The sequence below is a fragment of the Pseudomonas salmasensis genome, from assembly GCF_014268375.2.
In the GTDB taxonomy this organism is placed as follows: domain Bacteria; phylum Pseudomonadota; class Gammaproteobacteria; order Pseudomonadales; family Pseudomonadaceae; genus Aquipseudomonas; species Aquipseudomonas salmasensis.
The window spans coordinates 580,457-601,585 of record NZ_CP077083.1; the positions used below are offsets into that span (position 1 = coordinate 580,457).

A 21,129-nucleotide genomic window follows, 5' to 3' on the forward strand; every position below is an offset into this window, starting at 1 on the left:
CTGGCCAGGTGAAGGGACGTTTAGCGGCTTTGAGCTTCACGCTGCTGGCCAGAGGCATGTTGTTTTTTTACACGCTTGCGCGACCTGAGCTCGTATTGATGGTGAATAAACCAGGCGACCAACAACACCCCAGTGACGCCAAAAACCAAGACCAATAGCTCTAGTGCAGTGCCTTCATGTGAAAACATTTTTCGTTCCTCGTCCTGAAGCCGTGTGACCGAAAAAACAGCCACACCGAAATTGTTTGTAATAATTCAAACATTTTCAGGGTAGACGGCAAATCCTCGGGTGACAACCCCGATCGGGCTACAACCCTTGATCTAGACGTGTCACTCGTCGAAAAACGGGTAAATCGCAGGCAATAAAAAACCCCGTAGACGCTAATCTACGGGGTTTGCGCGAGCTTATTTGCTGCCAGAAGCGTCCTGCTCAACCACCATATCCAACACGTAGACCGTCGAAGGCGCATCCGCTGGCGGATTCTTCCATTCGTACTGTTTGACCCGCAGCACAGTGCGCACGCCGTCATGATGCACAAAGCCTTCGATAGGCTGGTACAGCGGATGCCAGGTGTCTTGGGTCGCCAGTTGCAGGCCCGCGTCGTCATAGCGGCGCTCGCGCACTTGCAGGCACTGATAGTCCGGGATCAAAGGATGGCTGCACTTGACCGTCTTGGCCGCCACTTCCAGAAACTTGACCTCACCCTCGCTACCGTAGCGGGTCTGCGGGGTGGCCTCGCCTTGCAACTTGAGCACCGAGCCGTCCGCTGTCGTCAGTTGCAGCATCGGCGCCCCGTTATCGCCGGTGATCACAGCGCGCAGATCGCCCTTGAACAGCCACCCTACCTGGGCGTCAAGGTCCATCAGGCTCTTGTCACAGCCCATCAGCGTAGAGGCCAGTGGCTGCACCTTCAGAACCCCGTCCTGATACTGATAGCCGCCGAACTGACGATTGCAGCCACCGCTGATGCTCAGGTTCTTGTCGCCGAAGGCAACGCGCAACTTGCGCTCGATGCCTTTGTTCATCGCCATGAGAGGCTTTCCCGACGCATCCGTTGCCGAGACCAGGTTCCAGTCGTAAGCAAATAAGGTTGGCTGGGCTACAGCGGCTGAGGTAGTTGGCATCGAAGGTGATTCTTCATGGCTTTTGGAAGGGGCGGCACAGCCTTGGATGAGTGCAGCACACACGGCTACAAGAAGAATTTTTTGTTTCATGGGTCACTCTGTCAGCTTTGATGAGTGCGGGCGTTTCCTGCGTTGGCAGGATAAGCGCGCGGCTAAAACGGCGTGAGGAGGTCGCTTGAGACCTTACTGAGCCTAGACCCAATGCGTGCTTGGCGGACCTCATCCTTGGCCGATAGCAATCGGACATCATTTGCTTCGATCAGTTTCACGCAATGAGGGCGACGGCGGTAATGATTCGTTGCGTTCGATGGGCGCCATTCTGTACTCAGTTGCCTATACCTGTAGCTTATCTCAAGGATGTACCGATGCCTCGGCCAAAAGCAGTCAGTCATAACCGGCCGGCTGCCCTTGATGTAGCTGTGTTGTCGCCCTATCTTATTGGCATTCATGGAGGATTCTGACTGATGCCACGTGTGGGATTGATACTGACACCCGGTTTTGCGGACTGGGAATACGCTTTCATTGCTGGAACTGCGTCTGCGTTTTACGGGATCGACGTCAGGTTTTTCGCTTCTGCTACGGGGCAATTTCGCTCGCAGGGTGGATTGGCGGTAACGGTCGATAGCAGTTTGCAACAATGTCTGGACTGGAAGCCGGACGTTGTAGTCGTGATTGGAGGAATGGTCTGGGAGCGTGCAGAAGCACCCGATATTCGAGAGTTTCTTCATGCGAGCCGTTCAAATGGAGCGACAATTGCCGGTATCTGCGGGGGAACGCTGGCACTTGCCAGGGCCAGCCTTCTCGACACCGTTGCTCATACATCGAACAGCGCTGACTTCCTGCAACAGAATGCCGTAGGTTATGAGGGGCGCGCGCTTTATCGAAGCAGTCCAGTGGCTGTGGTTGCAGACCGCATCATCACTGCTCCAGGCCCTGCACCCGTTAGCTTCACCTGCGCAGTGTTCGAAGCTGCCGGGCTATCTTGCGAGACCACTTCTCAATTCAGATCAATGTTGGCAGCGGAGCATCGGTGACTGCGCCGCCTTACAAAACAGCCGGCTAGGTGATGTGTTCGAGTGGCCGCCCATGGACAATTTTTGCCTGTTATGAACGGCTGAAATCGCCATTCAATAAACCGGATCCCGAGAACGTCTTATCCAGGAATACTGGAAGGATTTAGCCTCGACTTGATGGCTTCGCCGCCGATAGCTGCCCAGCTGAGCGCTGCAGCAATAAGTACAGTGTTCGAGCACCTGAATCTGTTCAATACTCACGCCGCTCGCCACCAAGTGGCGCAGCGCATATTTGCGTAGATCAAACCAGGCTTCATTATGTGTGATCTCAGGTTCGACCCAAGGCGCACTTGCCGGTGGCACACGATGGGGGGTCCACGGCGCAGAATCGTGTTGCCAAAGATGGCTGTCGGCATATTCAATACCTTCGACAAACTTCCTGCTCACCTCATAACAACAGGGGCCGATAGATGGGCCTATCGCTATTCTCAATCCCGTAAGAGAAGCACCTTCTTTCTCTAGCCGGCTGATCGACTGACCGAGAATGCCTGCTTTCAAACCCTGCCATCCGGCGTGGATTGCCGCTACAAGTGGTTGATCAACCGAAGCAACCAGAACCGGCAAGCAATCGGCAGTGATGACCGCTATCGCACCCTGGGCTCCTCTCGAGAATAGTGCGTCCGCGACAGGACGCTCATCTCGCCCTTTCCGGTCAGCATCGACGATGTGCGTACCGTGAGCCTGAGCGCAGTAAAGTGTTCCTTCCGGCAGCGTTAAATTTCCCGAAGTCTCGAAACCGTGGTCCACGCCAGGGATCTCGAGCAGCAACGAAGACAGGTAGGTCATGGCGCATGATCCTATCGATGGCAATCCGGGTACCGGCATATCATCCGTAAGAGGGATGGGTCAAGTTCGTATGGAACTCTGTGTTTCGGATGAGGTGAGCGCACGTTTAACGGCGTCTCATTTGCTGAAAAAAGGCAGGGTTGCGCAAACGATCCGAAAAATTGCGGAAGCGATGACTAAATCGAAGGCAATAAAAAACCCCGTAGACGTTAATCTACGGGGTTTTAAGAGTGGAGGCCGAGGTCGGAATCGAACCGGCGTAGGCGGATTTGCAATCCGCTGCATAACCATTTTGCTACTCGGCCTCAAACGATCAATGCCCTTGTTGCTGACATTCACCGCATACAAACTTGAGTGGGCTATGTGAAGCTTGCCTCTACTCTAACTCATTGAATACATTGAAGTTTTTAATGCTTCGTTGCGTTCGATGGGCGCCATTATGTACTCATTTGCCTAGGCCTGCAACCCCTTGATTTCAAAAAATATTCTGTCTTGGCATCAAGGGGTTGCGCGTCAGCCCTACTCCTTCACCCTGTGGATCTGGTAGTGCGGGTCGGCCTTGATCTGGGCCTCGGTGAAGGGCAATGGGCGCAGGTTTTTCTCGGAGAAGGCTTGGGTCTGGTCCTTTGAGTAGGCGGACGCTGGGTTGCTGGACTCGGAGAAAGCGAGTACGCCGACTGCGTTGGGGCCTTTGTCGTCGAAGCTGACGATTTGCAGGTAGCTGGTGCCGCTGACGACTTCGCGTTTGCCGTCGGCGCGGGGCACGGTTTGCATGGCGTTGTAGATGCCCAGTTCTTGCGGGCCACCGTGGATGGGGGTTTGGCCGGAGACTTGGATATCGCCCCAGCGGGTCTGGCCCAGTTTGCCGACCTCTGCGCTGGAGGCCAGCATGGCTTCGCGCAGGGCCTTGGCGACCGGGGCGCGGTCGATGGCGAGGCCACTTGGGGTGATCAGGGGCTGGGTCGGGTCGAAGGCCACGCGCCAGGCGTCGGGGAGTTGCTGCAGGTGCTGCATCAGGTTGATGAAGTGCACCAGGCCCACGCCGCTGTCGAGGTTGGCGCGCTGGTCCCAGTTTTTCAGGCTGGTGCACAGCGGTTGCAGCGCGTTGGCGTCGGTGCCGAGCTGGTTGGCGCAGAACGTGAGCAGGTCGGGCATGACTTGGCCTGCCAGGTACACCTCGTTGTCCATGACCATATTTTGCAGGTCGGTGACGCTGATCGGCTGTTTCTCAAGGGTTTGCAGGCGCTGAAGCGCGAAGCGCGCGCGCGGGCCGAGGCCGAGGTTGTCCTGGCTGATCACCGGCGAGAAGCCGCTCAGGGGCGCCTTGGGGTTGGCCATCCAGGCAGAATCATTGGAGTGCTGCACGTAGTCGGTGCGTTGCAGCTGTGGCAACTGGTCGGCCGGGAAGATACCGGGCTGGGCCGCGCGCGGGTCGATATCCCAGGCGCAGGCGCTGTGGGCGCCGTCGAGCACGATCATTTGCAGGCCGGCCCGTGGGTCGCTGCAGGTTGCCAGCTTGGCGGCGCTGACGTTGGGCACCACCGACAGGTTCATGTACAGGCTCTGGCCCTGGTCATCGGCGGCCAGGGTGTTGACCCAGGGGATGCCTTGCAGGGTGTGCACCGAGGTTTGCAATTCCTTGAGGCTGCCGGCGCGGTTCATGGCGTACCACTGTTGCAGCACACGGTCGTTGCCCAGGTTGGCGTCGCGCAGGCTGAAGGCGTAGTGGCTGTCCCAGTTGAGCTTGCCAGGCCATTGCACCACGGGGCCGAACTGTGAACTGTAGACGGTGTGGGTTACCGCCTTGAGGCTGCCGTCGGCTTGCTTGACCTGTACCGTTACCGCCGTTTTTTCCAGGGGGATGGACTTGCCGTCCAGCAGGTAACGGGTGGCGTCCTTGGGGTCGAGGGTCAGGCGGTACAGGGTGAAATGCTTGGATGTGTCCACGGTATGGGTCCACGCCACATGCTGGTTGAAGCCGATGTTCACCACGGGCAGCCCTGGCAGTGCGGCGCCCATCACATCCAACTGGCCAGGGATGGTCAGGTGCATCTGGTAAAAACGCATGCCGCCCACCCAAGGGAAATGCGGGTTGGCCAGCAGCATGCCACGGCCATTGAATGAGCGGTCACGGCCCACGGCAACGGCATTGCTGCCTCGGTCCAAGGTGAAGCGTTGCTGGTTGGCTGCGGCCAATGCAAAGGCTTTGACACTGCGTTGCACACCAGCGGTGGCTTGGGGTGGTGCTGCCCCCACCAAGGCCTCGGCGAATTGGCCGACGCCACCTTCCACTAATAGCCTACGCGTCAACTTGACCAGGTCTTCCTTCACCAAGGGCCGTACCCAAGCGGCCTTGCACTGCGCGGGCGCGCCCTGCTCCTTGAGGTAACGGTTGTAGCCGGCCACGTACCCTTCGATGCGCTGCTGCATCGCTGGCGTCTGGGCTTTCCAGAATGCCGCCACGGCCTCGGGTGTATTCAGCCAGTTGAAGAACACATCGCTGGCGAGGTTGTTACGCTCCTCCAGGGTCGCCTGGTCCGGCCCAAAAAAACTGGCGCGCTGGCCATTGACCGTGGCCACCTCATTGGCCAACAGGCACAGATTGTCCTGGGCATAGGCGTACCCCATACCCACCCCCAGGCCACGCTCATCAACGGCGCGAATATGCGGCACGCCATAACTGGTACGGCGGATATCCGCCGACGCCTGCGTCACTTGTTCCCGTGCCGATGCGGCCAGGCTCAGCCCCAGCAACAGCCCTGCCACGCCCACTCTGGACAACCCGTTGGAAATAATCACGCCGACTCCACAGTCAAATTGAACACCCTCACAAGGGATGGTTACCCCACCGTAAGAACGCACATCGACCGGAATAATTTAGCCGCACACGGCTGTATATCGTCAGCGCTTGAAAAGTGACAAACCCGATACCGACAAATTTTCTACATCCGTCGTTTCATGATTTGCGCCACTCGTTCGTCTTATTACTCAAGAGCACCATCTTTTTCCTGATCAGGCTCTGAAAAGGAGTTTTTGCATGTATAACCCGCAAGTGCCCACGGATGGACATTCAAAGGCCACAGATACTCACTTTGGCAACGACACACGGGCGTTCGGCAACGCGCCCGAACAGCAGGGCAACCAGCGCATCCGCCATTTGCTCAAGTGTTTCGGTTTACGCACCAGCCTGATCCGGCTGAAGGTCATCGACGCCCTCCTCACTGCCGCCGACAACCAGCGCACCCTCGGGGTACGCGGCGTGCACAGCCACTTGCTGGAGCTGGGCATTCCGTTGTCGTTTCTCAGCGTGCGCGAGGTGCTCAAGCGTCTGTGCAGCGAGGGCGTGATCACCCTGAACGCCGACAAGAGCTACAGCCTCCATGAAGAGGCTGCCAAGGTACTCGAAGGTCGTGCCTGACTGACGCCCGTCAGAAGTTAGGCTTGACCTTGCGGCGCATGATGCCATTGATCACCACGACCACCACGGCAATCGCGATCGCCAGGTACTGAAAGGTTTTTTCGCTGATCACGCCTGTGTTCTGCAGATAAGACAGGCCGAACATCGCCCCCAGTACCGCCAGGGCAATCAGAAGCGAGTATTTCAAGCGTTGCTTTTGGGTCATGACAAGTTCCTGAACCTGAGAATGTATCCACTGTGTATCGCCGTGCATGCCAAGCACATACCCAATTTCGGGGATGGCACGGGGTCGGCGGGGTCTTATGTTACAGGCGATCAATAGTTTTGGCTTGTCCGGCGCCTGACTGACTTTGTAAGGCTCCCTTGAGGATCATTAAATGCTTCGACGACTCGTGCTGCTAATTCCCCTTCTGATCATGCTGAGCCTCAGCGGCTGCTTCTTCTTCCCGCGCGGCGGTGGCTGGCATGATCACCACGATGATGGCGGCCGGGGTTACGAACGGCGCTGATCCCCTCCATAAAATTTACCTGACCCTGCGTACACACTGCGTGCGGCAAGCTGGGCACCCCAGCATTGCCGCCACGGGGGTACATATTTGTAAATAACATTTCAGCGGGCCTGCTCGGAACCTTCCGACGCTTTCACCCCAATTATCCGAGGCCCAACTAAGGAAGAATCATCCACCGGATTACCATCAGGACGCCTGGGCCAATGCCATCGGAATAACTCACTTGCTTACAGGTATCGCCCACCCTCGCCTGCGCCGGGACATCTCCAGCGAGGAAACCACCCAGGCTTCTCACACCTCACAGATGTCACCCTCGGCCCAAGCCCCTTCTGCTCCTGAGGTAGAGGCTATCGCACCGGTCAGCGCGATTCGCTCTGACCTGATCAAGGGCCTGCAAATCACCGACCAACGCCTGCTGCTCAATCAATACCAGGCCCTCAACCAGGACATTCAGGCACTGCTGCTACGCCAGCCGACGCTCAGCGGTGTTATCGAGCAGCAACTCGCTCGGAGTTTCGGCATTACGCCTCCCGTGGACGTCTCGTCGCTGTACGTGCACCGCTACCACACCGATGAGCAGGGCCAACGCACGTTGGTCTCGGTGGAAGGCATCACTGAGGCGCTATTCAATGCGTTGCGCCAGCTCAAGACATCTCCCGACGCTCAGCCCTCGACCAGCACCGCCGGCATGGAAATCGGCTTTTACCGCAGCGACTCGCCAAGCGAAAGCAGCGAGCAATTGAAGGCTCGCGACCCCCTGCTTTCAATGGCACAAGCCATCGAAAAAGAACTGCCCCTGAGCCTTGCCCGATTCTGGACCGAGCCACGCACGGGCGAACCCAATCCTGAGTCAGCCCAAAACGAGTTACTGGGTATTCACCGAGAGATGCTCTCCACCCTGGCAGCGTTGGGCGTGGAAGACGGCGCGTTGACGCCCGCTGCCAAATCATTGATCGACAAGGCATTCGAATACCCGACCCTGGAAGCTCGGGAAAGCGCGATGAAAGATGGAGAACGGCCGGGTGTCTACCCGATCAAGCTCGAGGTACCACGCCCGGCCGGCAGCCTGCTGGCAGGTGCCTTCCTGGTCACCCGCAGCGATGGGTCGTCAGCGACACGCCCATTCGATAGCGCGAACACTGACCGGACCTTGCGCCCAGGCGATCAGCAAGGGCTGACCGTGCTCTACACCCCCCGCGATGGCTACGAAACATTCGACAGCCCGGCCGCGGCACTGGCGGCGCTGCGTCAACGCATCAATGACGACCCCGATGCCGCGCAGCAATTATTGCAAAGCTTGCCAGCCGTTGTTCAGCAGGGCCTGAAGGATGACTGGAAAAATCAGTTGAGCCAGAACCTCTCCCCGGTGGAGGCCGACGTCATTGCGGCAGGCGTGCCGCAATTGCTGGAGCGCCAGCGACAGCAGGTGAGCAACGAACTACGAGCGCTCTATGACGCGCACAGCCAAGAACCGATATTAGTAGACCCCTGGCGACACCTGTTGACTGAGAGAGGCCTGCATGAAGCCGCCGACCTGGGGTGGCATTTCGACGGCGACAACGCCTTGTTGACGCGCGAGCAATGGCTGGACAACCAATCACGCAATCAGGGCCCTCGCCAGGCGCTGGATCAAAGCCTTGGGGATCAGAAAAACTGGCAATACCTGGCTCAAACACTCAACGAGTCCGTCCAGACATTGCCGGAAAAACCCACAGAGCGGGACGTGTCGGCCATCCTGAAAAAAACACCGATGAATATCGCGCCAGACTCCGGCCATTACCAAACCTATATACGCGCACCTGGCATGTCCGTAAGCGTTGAAGCGTTCCTGACTGAAAACGGCTTGCCATTGCCCAAGACCCTCGACGACCTACTGGCCTTGGCGCAAACCGCGAACGTTCGAGCGCAGCAGCACCCCTTGGGCAATTTCGCAGGCGCCCTGTCATGGCCACTGCCCCTGAGCGTTGAAAACCAACGCGAACTGTTCAACGTAGTCGCAGGCAACAGCGCCAGCCTTGAGGGCTTGCCGTTGCAACATCCCAGCTGGGGCGCATTGGACTACCTGGTCAACGCCGTATCGTTGTCGCCAACCGACCTGCAAGACCCAACCAAAGCGCTGGAAAAACTGCTCGACTCGCCCCGTTACAAGGCCCTGGGCGAAGCGCTCCAAAGCAAGATCAATGGCATAGCCACCCACAGCAGTATCAACGATTACGTATTGGCGGCGATCCATTTGGGGCTTGATCACGAGTCCATCGACCATCCCAGCCAAAGCCGTGTGGCAGGCTTCGATCTCGCTGCCGATACATTCTGGAGCAAGCCGCCCTCAAACATTATCGGCGCCCTGGCAGAGCACCTGATTACCAGTGGCAAGACCTCCAAGGAGACAGCTGCATTGGGCGCGCGCCTGCTGTTGGGACGTGTCGCCCCTCAGTTCTTGGTCAAAGACATTCCTGCCGCCGTCACCGTCGGCAGCATGGCATGGGCGAATCTGTGCCTGGCAGTAGCCCGCATCGAAGCACAAACGCCTGGCAAGGCTGCGTCGATGAGTTTCAGTGAAGTCATGCTGGCTGCAGAAGACACACCGCCGGCCAGCGAAGCGGTACAGAAAGCGGTACTGATCGACTGGGCAGTTGCCAATCAAATTATCCATGTCCACCCTAGTGGCGTTCACCCGCAGGAGAACATCGAATACGCCCGTACGGTGTTCAACCAGCAACTGGATGCTCTGAAAGTAATGTCCGAATGGCTTGAAACACCGATGCCGAATCGAAGGGCAATGGCATTGGCTCTGCTCAAAGAAAAATTCGGCGATGATATCGATTTTGAAGAAAAGTGCCTGCGCATCAACTACGGGCCTGAATCTATCGGCCCTAGATTCGGCCCCGCCCATTCGATGCTGGACCTCACCATGGAGGGGATGAAACTCGATGAGTATTGGCAGCTCAGGGATGGCGCCACAATCAGCAAGCAAACATTTGACGACTTTGTCGCGTTCACTCGTAATAAAGCTGAATACAACGTCGTGGGCGAGTTCAGCAAGAAATTCACGGAGGTCACCAACCTCTACAAAGACATCAAAAAGCATCTGGTGATGAACGCTATCACGCACTTGCCCCTGGAAGACCGAACCCAACTTAACTTCGGCAAAATCCGGTTCTTCAAAGAAAACTCTTACAGGGCTTCTTACGTTCCATTCGTCGGTGAAAAGCTGTTCCATTCGAGCACTACCATTCAAGTGCAAACCGAGCTGAATGGAAAAAAGCAGTCATACTTGTTTGACACCGAGAAAGGCACCATTAAAAAAACCGGATTACACCCTGACAACCACAAACCCGTCACTTTTTCGGACGAAGTCATCAGGGTCGAGGAGTATTCCCCCAACTCCGGCTCTTTAAAGCATGGGATACCGCTGTATCACGGCAATAATCAGAACCACTTCCAAAACTCGCGCATTCAGGATGTAGCAAAAGCGGTCGTGGAGGGGCTGGGGATTGACAGTGACGCAGTCAGGCGCCGGGCCGAAGGCAGAACGGCCAGGGAACAACAGCGTGACACCCTCACCACGATAGGCGAGTTTTTGCTGGATCTTATCCCCTTCAGATCGGCCATCGTCAATTTTCGCAACGGTAACATAAAGGACGGTGCCATAGACTTGACGTTTGATTTGTTCGGCTTCCTCACTGCGGGCGTGGGCATGGTCGGAAAGTTGGCAAAAGGCGCCGGCAAAACCGGCAATGCGTTCGCCAAAGTCGCCCGCAGCAGCCGAATCATTGGGGCCACCGCCTTCAGCGCATTCAACCCGCTGGGTGGCCTAGGTGACTTGACGGTAGGCGCAGGGAAATTACTGACAGAAGGTGCTAGCTCCGCCCGCGCGGGTGTTCAACGAATGCGCGGCATGGCCACGGGCAGTAACCTGGTCGAAGCGAGCAAGCGTTTTGAGGCCGCCGCAACAGGCACTTTTAACATCGGCGGAAAGAGTGTCGAAGGCAGTGCGGTGATGCGGGATAAGCGTTGGTATGCATACGATGCGCATAAGCAGGACGCTTTCGGTGCACCTCAGGATTTCGATCCGGTGCATACGCTGATGCCCCCCTCCCCCCAGGCTGACTTTTCCCCTCGAGGGCATGTGAGCACTCGTCCCAACAACCGATTTCAGCCCTATAAAAAAACCAATACAAAAATGCCGTACAGCAATGGGAGCCCGGCAACGAAACCGCCGATAGTCGACAAAACCGATCATCTGGATGCCGTCGAAGGCGAATACATAAAGCGCTTTAATGGTGCTTCCAATGAAGCCCATTTCACACCGAGCCGCAGGGGGCCGACAGAGAAGCGGTTTGAGCATGAAATGAATGAATTTCTTCAAGCGTTTGACCCGCTGAACCCACCGAATCGCCCCGTGATTGCAGAAACGGCAGACTACGAAAACATACCCGATCTGATCGAAAAAGCCCTGGACAGCTCGGATGTGGTGATATTTGGGGAGAGCCACCAGAACCTGGCCATGTTCCGTGAAATAGACAAAAGCATAGAGATGTTCAAGCGCAAAAATGTAAAGGTGGTCGGCATTGAAGGTGTCGTCTATGACAGAGCCGGAAAGCTCATAGACGATGGCATGGGTTTTACAGGTCCTGGCCTGAGACCCGCCCACCCTCAATTCAATCTTGATACGCTGAGGGAAAAATTCGAAAAGGCCGGAATAAAGGTCGTGCCACTGGACCACATGTATCTGACACGCCACCGGCATAACCGCGACACCTATAGGGCGCTAGGAGAAGCCGATCGAAACCTGCAGCGACTCAAGCAATTTAACTACTACGCCACACGCATCATTGAACAACACAAACACGAGGGTAAAGTGATCGCCTTGGTGGGGCGCCAACACATCAACACTACCCAAGGCGTCATCGGCCTGGCTGAGGCGACCGGAGGGATCGGTATCGGTGTTTACGAACGAATAGGCATGAACGTGGGCTACGGCGCGAAAGCCGCGGACAAAGCCAAACCAGGCCCGATGGGCATCCTGAGCGAGGGAAACGATCTGACAGGAGACCTGCAAATCTATTCGCTACCAACCTGACAGTGCGTTAATTAAATAGTTGCCTGCGCAGCACGCAGGCAACGATCAAGTTCATCAGCCGCCATGCACCCACCGCCGGTGTAACCCACGCGCAAACGCATCCAGCGCAAACCCCAGCACGCCGATCACCACCACCATCGCCATCAACTCCGAATACGCGAGCCGATCACGGGTGTCGAGGATGTAATACCCCAGCCCCGCACTCACCCCAAGCATCTCGCACGGCACCAGCACGATCCACAGGATACCGATGGCCAGGCGCACGCCGGTCAGCACATGCCCGACGACGCCAGGAATGACCACCCGGCGCAATGTCTCCCAACGCGTGGCGCTCAAGCTCTTGCTCAGCTGCAACCAGCGCGGGTCCAACTGACGTACGCCCGCTGCGGTGTTGAGCATGATCGGCCAGACGGCGGCAAAGGCCAGCAGGAAGTAGATTGGCTGGTCGCCCACGCCCATCAGCATCACCACGATCGGCATCCAGGACAGGGGTGAAATCATCCGCAGAAACTGGAACGCCGGCGTGGTCGCCGCCTCCAGGTTACGCGAACTGCCCACCAGCAAACCGAGGGGCACCCCGACCAACAACGCCAGGAACAGCCCGACAAAAATACGCTTCAGGCTCACGGCGATATGCAGGTACAGCTCGCCGCGCCCGAGCAATTCCCACAGGCTGCTGGCAGTGGCCGCCAGGGAAAAACGCGCCGACAGGCCATCGGCCTCGCCAAACACGTTCACGCCCAACCACCACAGCACCAACAAACCCGCCAAGCCACTCAGCCCCAGCCACCAGCCGGGGATTGTGCTGTTGTTCAAACGCCGATCTCCTCGTGCCGCTCATAACCGTCCGGCAAACCGAAGGTCTGCATGCCGCCCACGGCTTCAATCGCCTTGCGCACGAAGCGGTCGTCCACCAGGTCCTTGGCCACGAAGGCTGGGTCCAGGTCTGCGAGGAATTTTTTGTCGCCTTCGATCAAGGTGTCCTTCAAGCGCCGCACCAGTTCTTCGGTGTAGCTGGGGAACGGGTAGGGTTGAAAGTCGATGCGATGCTCGTCCCAGTTGGCATGCTGGATCGCGCCGTCGGCCACATAGCCTGCGCGGTCGCTTGCTGCGGGGTTCAGGACTTTGCTCAACACCGGTTCGGCATGGGGGGTGTAACGGTTCGGGCCATCCTTGGACAGCAGCTTAACCGCCTCTTCACGGTTGTCGCGGGTCCACACCTGGGCCTTGACGATAGCATTCACCACCTTCTGCGACCACTGCGGACGGTTGGTCAGGTCGTGCTCATGCATGAACACCACGCAGCAGGCATGGTTGCGCCACACGTCGCCGGTAAAGCGCTGCACGCGACCGACCTTGAGGTTTTCTGCCAGGGCATTGAACGGCTCGGCGACGATGTAGCCGTCGATGCGTTTGCTGGCCAGGGCCGGAGGCATGTCCGAGGGCGGCAACACGATCAGGTTGACCTCATTGGCGGCAATCGAACTGCCAGTGGCGCGAGTAACGGGCGTGAGGCCGTTATCGCGGAACAGTTGCTGCACCACCACGTTATGAATCGAGTACCAGAACGGAATCGCCACCGACTTGCCGCCCAGTTGCTTCACGTCGGTAATGCCTGGGGATACGCTCAAGCCCGACCCGCCCACATGGTTCCACGCCACGACTTTGGCCGGCACCTTGCTGCCATAGCGCGCCCATACGGTCATCGGCGACAGCAGGTGTATGACGTTGACCTGGCCGGAGATAAACGCCTCGATTACCTGGGCCCAACTGCGCAACAACACCGGGCGCTCGGCCTTGATACCTTCGGCTTCGAACAGGCCGTTGTTGTGGGCCACCAGCAGTGGTGTGGCGTCAGTGATGGGCAAGTAGCCGATGCGCACCGGCGCGTCGGGCTCGCTGGCGGCGCGCGCCTGCAGGCTGCTCAACAGCGGCAAGGCGCCTGCGGCACTGAGCACGGCGGAGAGTTTGAGAAAGTCACGGCGCGAGTGGGTCAGGTCATCCAGACACATGGGTAAACTCCTGTTGTTCAAGGGGGTGGGGTTGAGGGCGGCTCGCCTGCCGTAAGGTTTTCAGAATTTCGATACGCAGCGCGCCAATGGCCTCGACCTGTTCTTCACGAGGGTGCGGCAGGTCGATAGCCCACTCGCCCAACGTCCGCGCCGGGCGGTTACCCAGTAGCAGGATGCGGTCCGACAGCAGCAGTGCTTCGTCGATGTCGTGGGTGATCAATACGGCCGCCGAGCCTTGCTCACGATTGACCTTGAGCAGCAGGTGCTGCATATCGGCGCGGGTGACTTCGTCCAGCGCGCCGAAGGGTTCGTCGAGCAGCAACACTTGCGGCTGACGCGCCAGGCAGCGAGCCAATGCCGTGCGCTGGGCCATGCCACCGGACAACTGCGCCGGGAACTGCTGGCGCGCAGGCTCCAGCCCCACCGCGGCAATGGCGTGGTCGACACGCCGGCGGAGCTCTTCAACACTCAAGTGCGGTTGGCGGGCGAAATCCAGACCAAAGGCGACGTTCTTTTCCAGGGTCAGCCAAGGCAGCAGGCTCGGGTCTTGAAAGGCCACCACCACGCGCGGATGCGGGCCGCTCAATGGCTCGCCCAATACCTGCACACGGCCAGATTGAGGTGCCTGCAAGCCGGCCAGCACCCGCAGCAGGCTGGATTTGCCCACGCCGCTGGGGCCCAGGATCGACACCACTTCGCCCGGTTGCAAGTGCAAGTCGAAGCCCTGCAGCACCGGCCCACTGCCATACCCCAGGCAAATACCCTGGGCCGTCAATACCGCCTGGCTCATAGACTGGCCTGGCGGTTAAGCTCGGTACGCAATTGCACCAGGCTGGGCGTCACGATCGGCACAAAGGCCGACTCGCGCCAGCGCCGGGCAAACCCGCTGCCGTGGGCGGTGAGATAGGCCTTGCCGCCGCTGGCTTGCAGTTCAAGCTGCACGGCGCTGGCGGCGGTTTCGGCCAGGGCGATGCGCAGCTTGAACAGCGGTATCGGCTCGGCGGTAAAACGCCCGGCCAACAACCCATTTTTAAGCTCGCTGACCAGATGATCCAGGGTCACGCGCAGGGCTTCCAACTCTTCGCGCAGTACAGTGCGACTGGCACCCAAATGGTGGGCCACTTCGGCCAGGGAACGCCGGGCCAAGCCAATCGACATGCCGCACTGCAAGCCCAGGAACGCCGGGCGTACCACTGGCAAGAACTTGCGCGCATCCTCGTGCAACAACCACTCGCGACTCAGCTCCACGCCTTCCAGGCCAAGCGCTGCGGTGTTGCTCGATTGCAGCCCGAGCAGCTCCAGGTCGCGTGAACGCTGTAACCCGGCCACCGAATCCGGAATCGCCAGGATAAACGGCGCGCCGCCGCCTGCATGCTCGATGGCCGCCGCAGCGACAAAACCGTTCTTGCGCAAATTGGTCACCCAATGCAGGCGACCGTTGAGGGTCCAACCGTGGTCGTTGGGCTCGGCGCTGATCTGCAACGTCTCGATACCCGACAGAAACTTCATCGCATTCGACAGCCCGGTGGCCCCGGCCAACTTGCCGCTGAGCAGGTCTGGCATCAGTTGCTCGCGCAGGCGCTGATTGGGACTCTGCAGCAAGTACTCGATAAACGAGCGCTGGCCCCAGCACACAAATGCCGCTGCCAGGGAATGGCTGGCCACATTGGCGATGGCCTCGACGGCACCCGCCACATCACCGCCCAGGCCGCCCAGTTGGGTGGGCACGCCGATTTTCAGAATATTGGCTTCTGCCAGCCGCGGCAGCACTTCCTGTGGATCGCAACTGCCCACGTCCAGGGCCTGCGCTTGAACATCGAGCCAACGGCTCAAGATTGGGTCAAGCATTCATGTCTCTCCTTTTACAGCAGGTGGGCCAACGCCGAATCAGTTGGCCGGTTTTTCCCAACGGTATTGCGCCAGCTCCGGGTTCAGCGGGGTGCGGGCAAACACGTTGGCGAAGTTGCACAGCGTTGCCAGGCTGACACCCAGGATAACTTCCAGCGCGTGGCCGTCGGTGTAGCCGGCGGCGCGGAATGCCTCAAAGCCCGCATCACTCACATCCCCACGGGTGGCGATCACTTCTCGGGTAAAGGCGGCGAGTGTCTCATAGCGCGCGTCAGGCAATTCACTGCGGCGGCGCAGGGCCTCGATCACCTCCTCTGGCAACTTGGCTTTATTTCGGGCAACTGCGGTGTGCCCGGCGACGCAGAAATCACACCCGTGGCTGGTGGCGGCAATCAACTGCACCACTTCACGGTCGGCCAGGCTCAGTTCGGCCTTCGCATTCAAGCCGGAGACGGTGATGTAGGTTTCCAGCGCAGCCGGTGCGTTGGCCAGTACCCCCAGCAGGTTAGGAATAAAACCCGAGCCTTTGAGCGCGTTTTCCAGGAAGGGTTTGGCGGCTTGCGGGGCAGTTTCCGGGGTGAGCAACGGTACACGGGACATGACGGGACTCCTGTTGGGTTCGAATGCCCCAGTCTGTTGGTTCTAAAAAAAGCGCTCAATAGGCTAAAGTAGCGATTACTTGCTCTTGAGTCTTTCCATTAGATGAATTCGTCCGGCGTACTTGTCGATTGGTTATTAGATAGCCTCGAACTCAACACCAGCCTGTTTCACGTCGGCCGCTATTGCGGTGACTGGCACGCGAGCACCCACGGCCTGGCACAGGCGAGCTTCCACTTGATCGTGCAGGGCGAATGCTGGCTGCATATCGACGGCGATCCAAGGCCACAACACCTGAATAATGGTGACGCGGTGTTTCTGCTGCGTGACTTTGCCTTCCGGCTCTCCGGCCAAGCCACGGCAGCCGGCGCCCAGGAGTGCCCACGCCGCGCGATGCTGCCCCTCGATAGCATGGCCACGGACGGTGTGGGATTAGTCTGCGGTTTCTTTCACTTCCAATCCGGCTTGTCGACACTAATCGTCGACACCCTGCCCAGCTGGATCATCCTGCGCGCCGGCGACCCGTCGCTGACGGCTGCACGCAACCTGTTCGAATTGATCCTGCAAGAATGCGCACGCGCACCAGCGCCCTCTTCCGCGCTGCTTGAGCGCCTGTGCCACCTGTTGTTCCTGTATGTGCTGCGTCAGCAAGTGCTCGATAACACCGAGCTTGGCGGCTTGGCGGCGCTGGGCCGAACACCTGCGTTCGCACATTTGCTGGAGCAATTGATCGCTCGCCCTGCCGAGCCCTGGAGCCTGGAAAGCATGGCGGCCTGCACGGGGCTTTCGCGCTCGGCGTTTTTCAAGCGCTTCAGCGAATTGTGCGGGCAGTCGCCCGGGCAAGTACTGCTGATGATCCGCATGCGCCACGCCTGTGGGTTACTCAAGGCGGACCAGACCGTGGCCGAGGTGTCGCTGGCGGCCGGGTATCAGTCGGTGGCGGCGTTTACCCGTGCATTTCGTAAGATCACCGGGCAACAGCCTGGGGCTTACCGCAGAGACCAACTGCACAGTCAGCCTGCTACCCGTGGCCAGTAAAACGCGACCTGACCGGTCGCCGATACAGGCTCGGTACAAACGCTTTGAATCACATCCTCCCTTCACCCACAGGAACTCTTTCGGCCGGTCTTCCACGCAAGAGTAGTCATGACGCCCCGTCAGACTTTCTACGATCAACCGAAGGACACCTAATGCTATCTCCTCTCACTTACCCAGTAGTAACACGACATTCCACGCCCTCCATCGAACCGAAAACAAACGACCCGTCGCCTTACGATCCGCCCTGCGACCTGACGCCAGGGGCCCAAAACGTGCGAACGCATCGGTTGCTGGAGAAAAGTGGCGTGACCTTCAGCCGCGAAATCACGTGGAACACCAAGGACGCTGAAAAGCCAAAAATTGTCTCCAGCCGGCTTGTGGTAGAAACCGGTGATGATGCCGATCGCATCCATGTGCGTCGTTGGCCAGGAGACAAGCTGCAGTTCATCATCAATGGCACGTCCTACCTGCTCGATGCCAAAGCACCACAAGGGCCGGAGCAAAGCCTGTGGATCAAAGCCAACGGTCGCGATGACAGGGTCATCGTCGATGATGACGTCAAGCATGTTCTGCAAGTCGATGGCGGCCGCGGCCACGACTTCATCCAGGCGGGAGGAGGCATTTCTGCGCTCTTTGGTGGGGCGGGCAACGATAACCTGATCTTGGGCAGCAACGACGGTTATGTCGAAGGCAATGACGGAGACGACCTGATCTTGGGTGGTCAGGGCAACACGGTACTATTGGGCAACGAGGGCAACGACCGGCTCTACGCAGGGGTTGGCAACGCGAATAAGCAGAACTTCCTGGACGGTGGCGACGGCGACGACAGCCTCTTCGCCGGTACCGGTAACAACGTGCTCAATGGCGGTAACGGCCGTGATCATCTGACAGGATATGCGCGTACCGCCTTCTATAACGGCGAAGTTCACCACACGTTGGGGGGCAATCAGAACAAAAGACTACTTTCACTCACCTAGGTCGCCCCTCCTCCCCATCAACGCTTTGACTGAGGAGAACCGTGAAGGGTCGCCTTGAGGGGTGTTGATCAATGGTCTGAATACTCCCGTGCAAAGCACAGGAGTCAGACTATTCTCACAGCTCCTAGTGTAAAAACCGCCACACAGGAGGTGTGTCATGCACGCGACTGAGCATTCGGTCCGCTTGGAGCAGATCAGTCAGGAGCGCTTCATCCAGGCGCCGATCGAGGCGGTTTATGACTATGTCACCCAGCCCGACCGCTGGCACGAATGGCACCCCACCTCCCTCAGCGCCGACACCGGTACCACAGGCTCATTGCCGGTGGGCACGCGCTTTACCGAAATCATCGACCTGCTGGGCATACGCGTCCCCATGAGTTACCGCGTACAAATCGCCCGCCGCCCCAGCGAGTTCAAAACCGTGTTCACCTCCCTGGCGGTTGACGGTTCCATCCATTACTTCTTGCACGCTCATCAGGGCGGTACGCTGTTCAAGCGGGTGCTGACTTACGAGACCGAACTGCAACTGGCGTCTTTGCATGAGCGCATGGTCGCGTTGTCGGCGATTGCGTTGGACCGGCTCAAGCAGCGACTGGAAAACCAGTGCTTCGTATAATTTAGAAACATTACAACGGCGACACATTGCAAACATGCCCGCAAAAGCAGGGAGAATGCCCGGCTTATTGCCGCGCCTTCAGTGAGACCCACGATGAAAACCCCATTGCGACTGGCCCTGCTCAGTGCCCTGTTCACCACCACCCTGGCTCAGGCCGCCGAGCTGATCCCCATCGACGTCCACCGCGACGCCAACTGCGGCTGCTGCAAAAAGTGGATCAGCCACTTGGAGAGTAACGGTTTCAAGGTCAACGACCACCTTGAAGCCGACATAAGCGCGGTAAAACAACGCCTGGGCGTGGCGCCACGCCTTGGTTCGTGCCACACCGCGGTCATCGACGGCAAATTCGTCGAAGGCCACGTGCCTGCCGAGCAGGTTCTGGCTCTGCGCAAGCGCAACGACCTGCTGGGCCTTGCCGCACCGGGCATGCCGTTGGGCTCGCCAGGCATGGAAGTGGACGGACGCAGCGAGGCCTATCAAATCATTGGCCTGACCCGAGACGGCAAAGACGTGGTGGTAGCGGACTACCCGGCTCACTGACCGGTGTTGATGGGTTACCTGGGGCTGTTCGTCGCGGCATTTGGCGCCGCGACGTTATTGCCCCTGCAATCGGAAGCCGTGCTGGTCGGCCTGCTGCTCAGCGAGCATTACAACCTGTGGCTGCTGCTGGGCATCGCCACCCTGGGTAACGTGCTGGGGTCGGTAGTCAATTGGCTGCTGGGCCGCTCGGTGGAACGCTTCAAGGAACGGCGTTGGTTCCCGGTCAGCGCCAGGCAGTTGGACAAGGCTCGCAGCCATTACGCGCGCTGGGGGCATTGGACATTGTTGCTCAGTTGGGTGCCGATCATTGGTGACCCGCTGACGTTGGTGGCTGGGGTGATGCGTGAGCCGTTATGGCGCTTTCTACTGCTGGTAACCCTGGCAAAAAGCCTGCGTTATGGCGTACTCGCAGCGCTGACGTTGCAGTGGGCGTTAATCCCCCGTTAATCGCGGGCAAAGAGCATCCGGGCATCTGTCTCGGAGCCAAAACCCATGCCTATCATCCGTACATTGTGCGTAGCCGGCCTGTTGTCGGTCAGCGCGGCACCCGTGTTAGCTGACACCTACGGCCCTGAGTTGCAGGGCTTTGAATACCCCTACCCCTTGAATCATTTTGCCTTCCAATCCCAAGGCAAATCCCTGCAAATGGGCTACATGGACGTCCCCGCCACCGGCACTCCAAACGGTCGCAGCGTGGTGCTGATGCACGGCAAGAACTTCTGCGGTGCCACCTGGGAAGGTTCGATCAAGGCCCTGAGTGACGCCGGTTACCGCGTTATCGCCCCGGACCAGATCGGTTTTTGCACCTCCAGCAAGCCCGACCACTACCAGTACAGCTTCCAGCAACTGGCGACCAACACCCACCAATTGCTGGAAAAGCTCGGCATTCAAAAAGCCACGGTGATCGGCCATTCCACCGGCGGCATGCTCGCCACGCGCTATGCGCTGATGTACCCCCAGCAAACCGAACAGCTTGGCCTCGTGAACCCCATCGGCTTGGAAGACTGGAAAGCCCTCGGTGTGCCTTACCAGAGCGTCGACCAGTGGTATCAGCGCGAGCTGAAACTGAGCGCCGACGGTGTACGCAACTATGAGCGCACCACCTATTACGTGGGGCGCTGGAAACCTGAATACGAGCGCTGGGTGGACATGCTCGCCGGCCTGAACAAAGGCCCGGGGCATCTGCAGGTTGCCTGGAACTCGGCGTTGATTTACGACATGATCTTCACCCAACCGGTGTACTACGAGTTCAAGGACCTGCAGGTGCCCACCCTGCTGCTGATCGGCACCAGCGACACCACCGCCATCGGCAAAGATGTGGCGCCGCCGGCGGTCAAGGCCAAAATCGGTCATTACGAGGTACTGGGCAAACAGGTGGCCAAGCTGATTCCCCGCGCCACGTTGGTAGAGTTCCCCGGCCTTGGCCATGCACCGCAGATGGAAGAACCTGAACAGTTTCATAAAGCCCTGTTGCAGGGGTTGAAAGCCCTTTAATTGCCACTTTTCGA

20 protein-coding genes and 1 tRNA gene are annotated in these 21,129 nt (G+C 58.7%); 10 read left to right on the forward strand and 11 right to left on the reverse strand.

What is annotated here, in order from left to right; all coding sequences use genetic code 11:
* Positions 1–20: 20 nt before the first annotated feature.
* Entirely contained in the window at positions 21–188 is a 168-nt protein-coding gene (locus HU731_RS02375; protein ID WP_186607548.1) for a hypothetical protein, read from the reverse strand.
* Between the two features lie 216 nt (positions 189–404).
* Positions 405–1,214 (reverse strand): META and DUF4377 domain-containing protein, encoded by an 810-nt coding sequence (locus tag HU731_RS02380; protein WP_186607547.1) that lies wholly within the window; start codon positions 1,212–1,214, stop codon positions 405–407.
* 374 nt (positions 1,215–1,588) lie between these two features.
* Between HU731_RS02380 and HU731_RS02385 the strand changes: the two genes are divergently transcribed.
* Complete coding sequence (locus HU731_RS02385) at positions 1,589–2,158, forward strand: DJ-1/PfpI family protein (RefSeq protein WP_186607546.1); 570 nt, start codon at positions 1,589–1,591, stop codon at positions 2,156–2,158.
* Positions 2,159–2,251: 93 nt separating this feature from the next.
* On the opposite strand, the gene HU731_RS02390 is transcribed toward HU731_RS02385, so the two are convergent.
* From HU731_RS02390 to pvdQ, 3 genes are all read right to left on the reverse strand, one after another.
* Complete coding sequence (locus HU731_RS02390) at positions 2,252–2,983, reverse strand: purine nucleoside phosphorylase YfiH/LACC1 family protein (RefSeq protein ID WP_186607545.1); 732 nt, start codon at positions 2,981–2,983, stop codon at positions 2,252–2,254.
* A 231-nt stretch (positions 2,984–3,214) separates the two neighbouring features.
* Positions 3,215–3,288, reverse strand: a tRNA-Cys gene (locus HU731_RS02395).
* A 214-nt stretch (positions 3,289–3,502) separates the two neighbouring features.
* Entirely contained in the window at positions 3,503–5,782 is a 2,280-nt protein-coding gene (pvdQ, locus tag HU731_RS02400; protein WP_186607544.1) for a bifunctional acylase PvdQ, read from the reverse strand.
* Positions 5,783–6,020: 238 nt separating this feature from the next.
* On the opposite strand from pvdQ, the gene HU731_RS02405 reads away from it, so the two are divergent.
* Positions 6,021–6,401, forward strand: a complete 381-nt coding sequence (locus HU731_RS02405; protein WP_014718590.1) for a hypothetical protein — start codon at positions 6,021–6,023, stop codon at positions 6,399–6,401.
* Between the two features lie 10 nt (positions 6,402–6,411).
* On the opposite strand, the gene HU731_RS02410 is transcribed toward HU731_RS02405, so the two are convergent.
* A complete protein-coding gene (locus HU731_RS02410) occupies positions 6,412–6,606 on the reverse strand; it encodes a hypothetical protein (protein ID WP_014718591.1) in 195 nt (64 codons plus the stop codon).
* Positions 6,607–6,778: 172 nt separating this feature from the next.
* Here HU731_RS02410 and HU731_RS28725 point away from each other — a divergent pair, with 172 nt between their 5' ends.
* Together HU731_RS28725 and HU731_RS02415 are read left to right on the forward strand one after the other, a co-directional pair.
* Positions 6,779–6,910, forward strand: coding sequence for a hypothetical protein (locus HU731_RS28725; RefSeq protein ID WP_264083090.1), 132 nt, complete (start codon positions 6,779–6,781; stop codon positions 6,908–6,910).
* A gap of 223 nt (positions 6,911–7,133) precedes the next feature.
* Positions 7,134–11,993, forward strand: coding sequence for a membrane-targeted effector domain-containing toxin (locus HU731_RS02415; RefSeq protein ID WP_186607543.1), 4,860 nt, complete (start codon positions 7,134–7,136; stop codon positions 11,991–11,993).
* Positions 11,994–12,047: 54 nt separating this feature from the next.
* On the opposite strand, the gene HU731_RS02420 is transcribed toward HU731_RS02415, so the two are convergent.
* Genes HU731_RS02420 through HU731_RS02440 form a run of 5 tightly spaced genes read right to left on the reverse strand, consistent with a single transcriptional unit; the run spans position 12,048 to position 16,453 of the window.
* Entirely contained in the window at positions 12,048–12,809 is a 762-nt protein-coding gene (locus HU731_RS02420; protein ID WP_186607542.1) for an ABC transporter permease, read from the reverse strand.
* The gene (locus tag HU731_RS02425; protein WP_186607541.1) at positions 12,806–14,005 is read right to left on the reverse strand and encodes an ABC transporter substrate-binding protein; all 1,200 of its coding nucleotides are present in this window, start codon (positions 14,003–14,005) and stop codon (positions 12,806–12,808) included. The genes HU731_RS02420 and HU731_RS02425 overlap by 4 nt, the downstream gene beginning before the upstream one ends.
* Positions 13,992–14,795, reverse strand: a complete 804-nt coding sequence (locus HU731_RS02430) for an ABC transporter ATP-binding protein (RefSeq protein WP_186607540.1) — start codon at positions 14,793–14,795, stop codon at positions 13,992–13,994. The genes HU731_RS02425 and HU731_RS02430 overlap by 14 nt, the downstream gene beginning before the upstream one ends.
* Positions 14,792–15,853: an acyl-CoA dehydrogenase family protein gene (locus HU731_RS02435; protein WP_186607539.1), complete on the reverse strand. Its 1,062-nt coding sequence runs from the start codon at positions 15,851–15,853 to the stop codon at positions 14,792–14,794. Before HU731_RS02435 ends, HU731_RS02430 begins: the two co-directional genes overlap by 4 nt.
* A gap of 39 nt (positions 15,854–15,892) precedes the next feature.
* A complete protein-coding gene (locus HU731_RS02440; RefSeq protein WP_186607538.1) occupies positions 15,893–16,453 on the reverse strand; it encodes a carboxymuconolactone decarboxylase family protein in 561 nt (186 codons plus the stop codon).
* Between the two features lie 102 nt (positions 16,454–16,555).
* On the opposite strand from HU731_RS02440, the gene HU731_RS02445 reads away from it, so the two are divergent.
* The 6 genes from HU731_RS02445 (at position 16,556) to HU731_RS02470 (ending at position 21,115) form a co-directional block, all read left to right on the forward strand.
* The gene (locus HU731_RS02445) at positions 16,556–17,488 is read left to right on the forward strand and encodes an AraC family transcriptional regulator (RefSeq protein ID WP_186607537.1); all 933 of its coding nucleotides are present in this window, start codon (positions 16,556–16,558) and stop codon (positions 17,486–17,488) included.
* 305 nt (positions 17,489–17,793) lie between these two features.
* Positions 17,794–18,465 (forward strand): calcium-binding protein, encoded by a 672-nt coding sequence (locus HU731_RS02450; RefSeq protein ID WP_225931577.1) that lies wholly within the window; start codon positions 17,794–17,796, stop codon positions 18,463–18,465.
* Between the two features lie 157 nt (positions 18,466–18,622).
* Entirely contained in the window at positions 18,623–19,081 is a 459-nt protein-coding gene (locus tag HU731_RS02455; RefSeq protein WP_186607535.1) for an SRPBCC family protein, read from the forward strand.
* A gap of 93 nt (positions 19,082–19,174) precedes the next feature.
* Positions 19,175–19,621: a DUF411 domain-containing protein gene (locus HU731_RS02460; protein ID WP_186607534.1), complete on the forward strand. Its 447-nt coding sequence runs from the start codon at positions 19,175–19,177 to the stop codon at positions 19,619–19,621.
* A 3-nt stretch (positions 19,622–19,624) separates the two neighbouring features.
* A complete protein-coding gene (locus HU731_RS02465; RefSeq protein ID WP_186607533.1) occupies positions 19,625–20,068 on the forward strand; it encodes a YqaA family protein in 444 nt (147 codons plus the stop codon).
* 45 nt (positions 20,069–20,113) lie between these two features.
* Positions 20,114–21,115, forward strand: a complete 1,002-nt coding sequence (locus HU731_RS02470) for an alpha/beta fold hydrolase (protein ID WP_186607532.1) — start codon at positions 20,114–20,116, stop codon at positions 21,113–21,115.
* Positions 21,116–21,129 lie beyond the last annotated feature (14 nt).

Excerpts from the sequence above, each read along its gene's own strand:
- HU731_RS02375 (WP_186607548.1), bottom strand. The coding sequence starts at position 188 with ATGTTTTCACATGAAGGCACTGCACTAGAGCTATTGGTCTTGGTTTTT.
- HU731_RS02380 (WP_186607547.1), bottom strand. The coding sequence starts at position 1,214 with ATGAAACAAAAAATTCTTCTTGTAGCCGTGTGTGCTGCACTCATCCAA.
- HU731_RS02385 (WP_186607546.1), top strand. The coding sequence starts at position 1,589 with ATGCCACGTGTGGGATTGATACTGACACCCGGTTTTGCGGACTGGGAA.
- HU731_RS02390 (WP_186607545.1), bottom strand. The coding sequence starts at position 2,983 with ATGACCTACCTGTCTTCGTTGCTGCTCGAGATCCCTGGCGTGGACCAC.
- HU731_RS02405 (WP_014718590.1), top strand. The coding sequence starts at position 6,021 with ATGTATAACCCGCAAGTGCCCACGGATGGACATTCAAAGGCCACAGAT.
- HU731_RS02410 (WP_014718591.1), bottom strand. The coding sequence starts at position 6,606 with ATGACCCAAAAGCAACGCTTGAAATACTCGCTTCTGATTGCCCTGGCG.
- HU731_RS28725 (WP_264083090.1), top strand. The coding sequence starts at position 6,779 with ATGCTTCGACGACTCGTGCTGCTAATTCCCCTTCTGATCATGCTGAGC.
- HU731_RS02425 (WP_186607541.1), bottom strand. The coding sequence starts at position 14,005 with ATGTGTCTGGATGACCTGACCCACTCGCGCCGTGACTTTCTCAAACTC.
- HU731_RS02430 (WP_186607540.1), bottom strand. The coding sequence starts at position 14,795 with ATGAGCCAGGCGGTATTGACGGCCCAGGGTATTTGCCTGGGGTATGGC.
- HU731_RS02435 (WP_186607539.1), bottom strand. The coding sequence starts at position 15,853 with ATGCTTGACCCAATCTTGAGCCGTTGGCTCGATGTTCAAGCGCAGGCC.
- HU731_RS02440 (WP_186607538.1), bottom strand. The coding sequence starts at position 16,453 with ATGTCCCGTGTACCGTTGCTCACCCCGGAAACTGCCCCGCAAGCCGCC.
- HU731_RS02445 (WP_186607537.1), top strand. The coding sequence starts at position 16,556 with ATGAATTCGTCCGGCGTACTTGTCGATTGGTTATTAGATAGCCTCGAA.
- HU731_RS02455 (WP_186607535.1), top strand. The coding sequence starts at position 18,623 with ATGCACGCGACTGAGCATTCGGTCCGCTTGGAGCAGATCAGTCAGGAG.
- HU731_RS02460 (WP_186607534.1), top strand. The coding sequence starts at position 19,175 with ATGAAAACCCCATTGCGACTGGCCCTGCTCAGTGCCCTGTTCACCACC.
- HU731_RS02470 (WP_186607532.1), top strand. The coding sequence starts at position 20,114 with ATGCCTATCATCCGTACATTGTGCGTAGCCGGCCTGTTGTCGGTCAGC.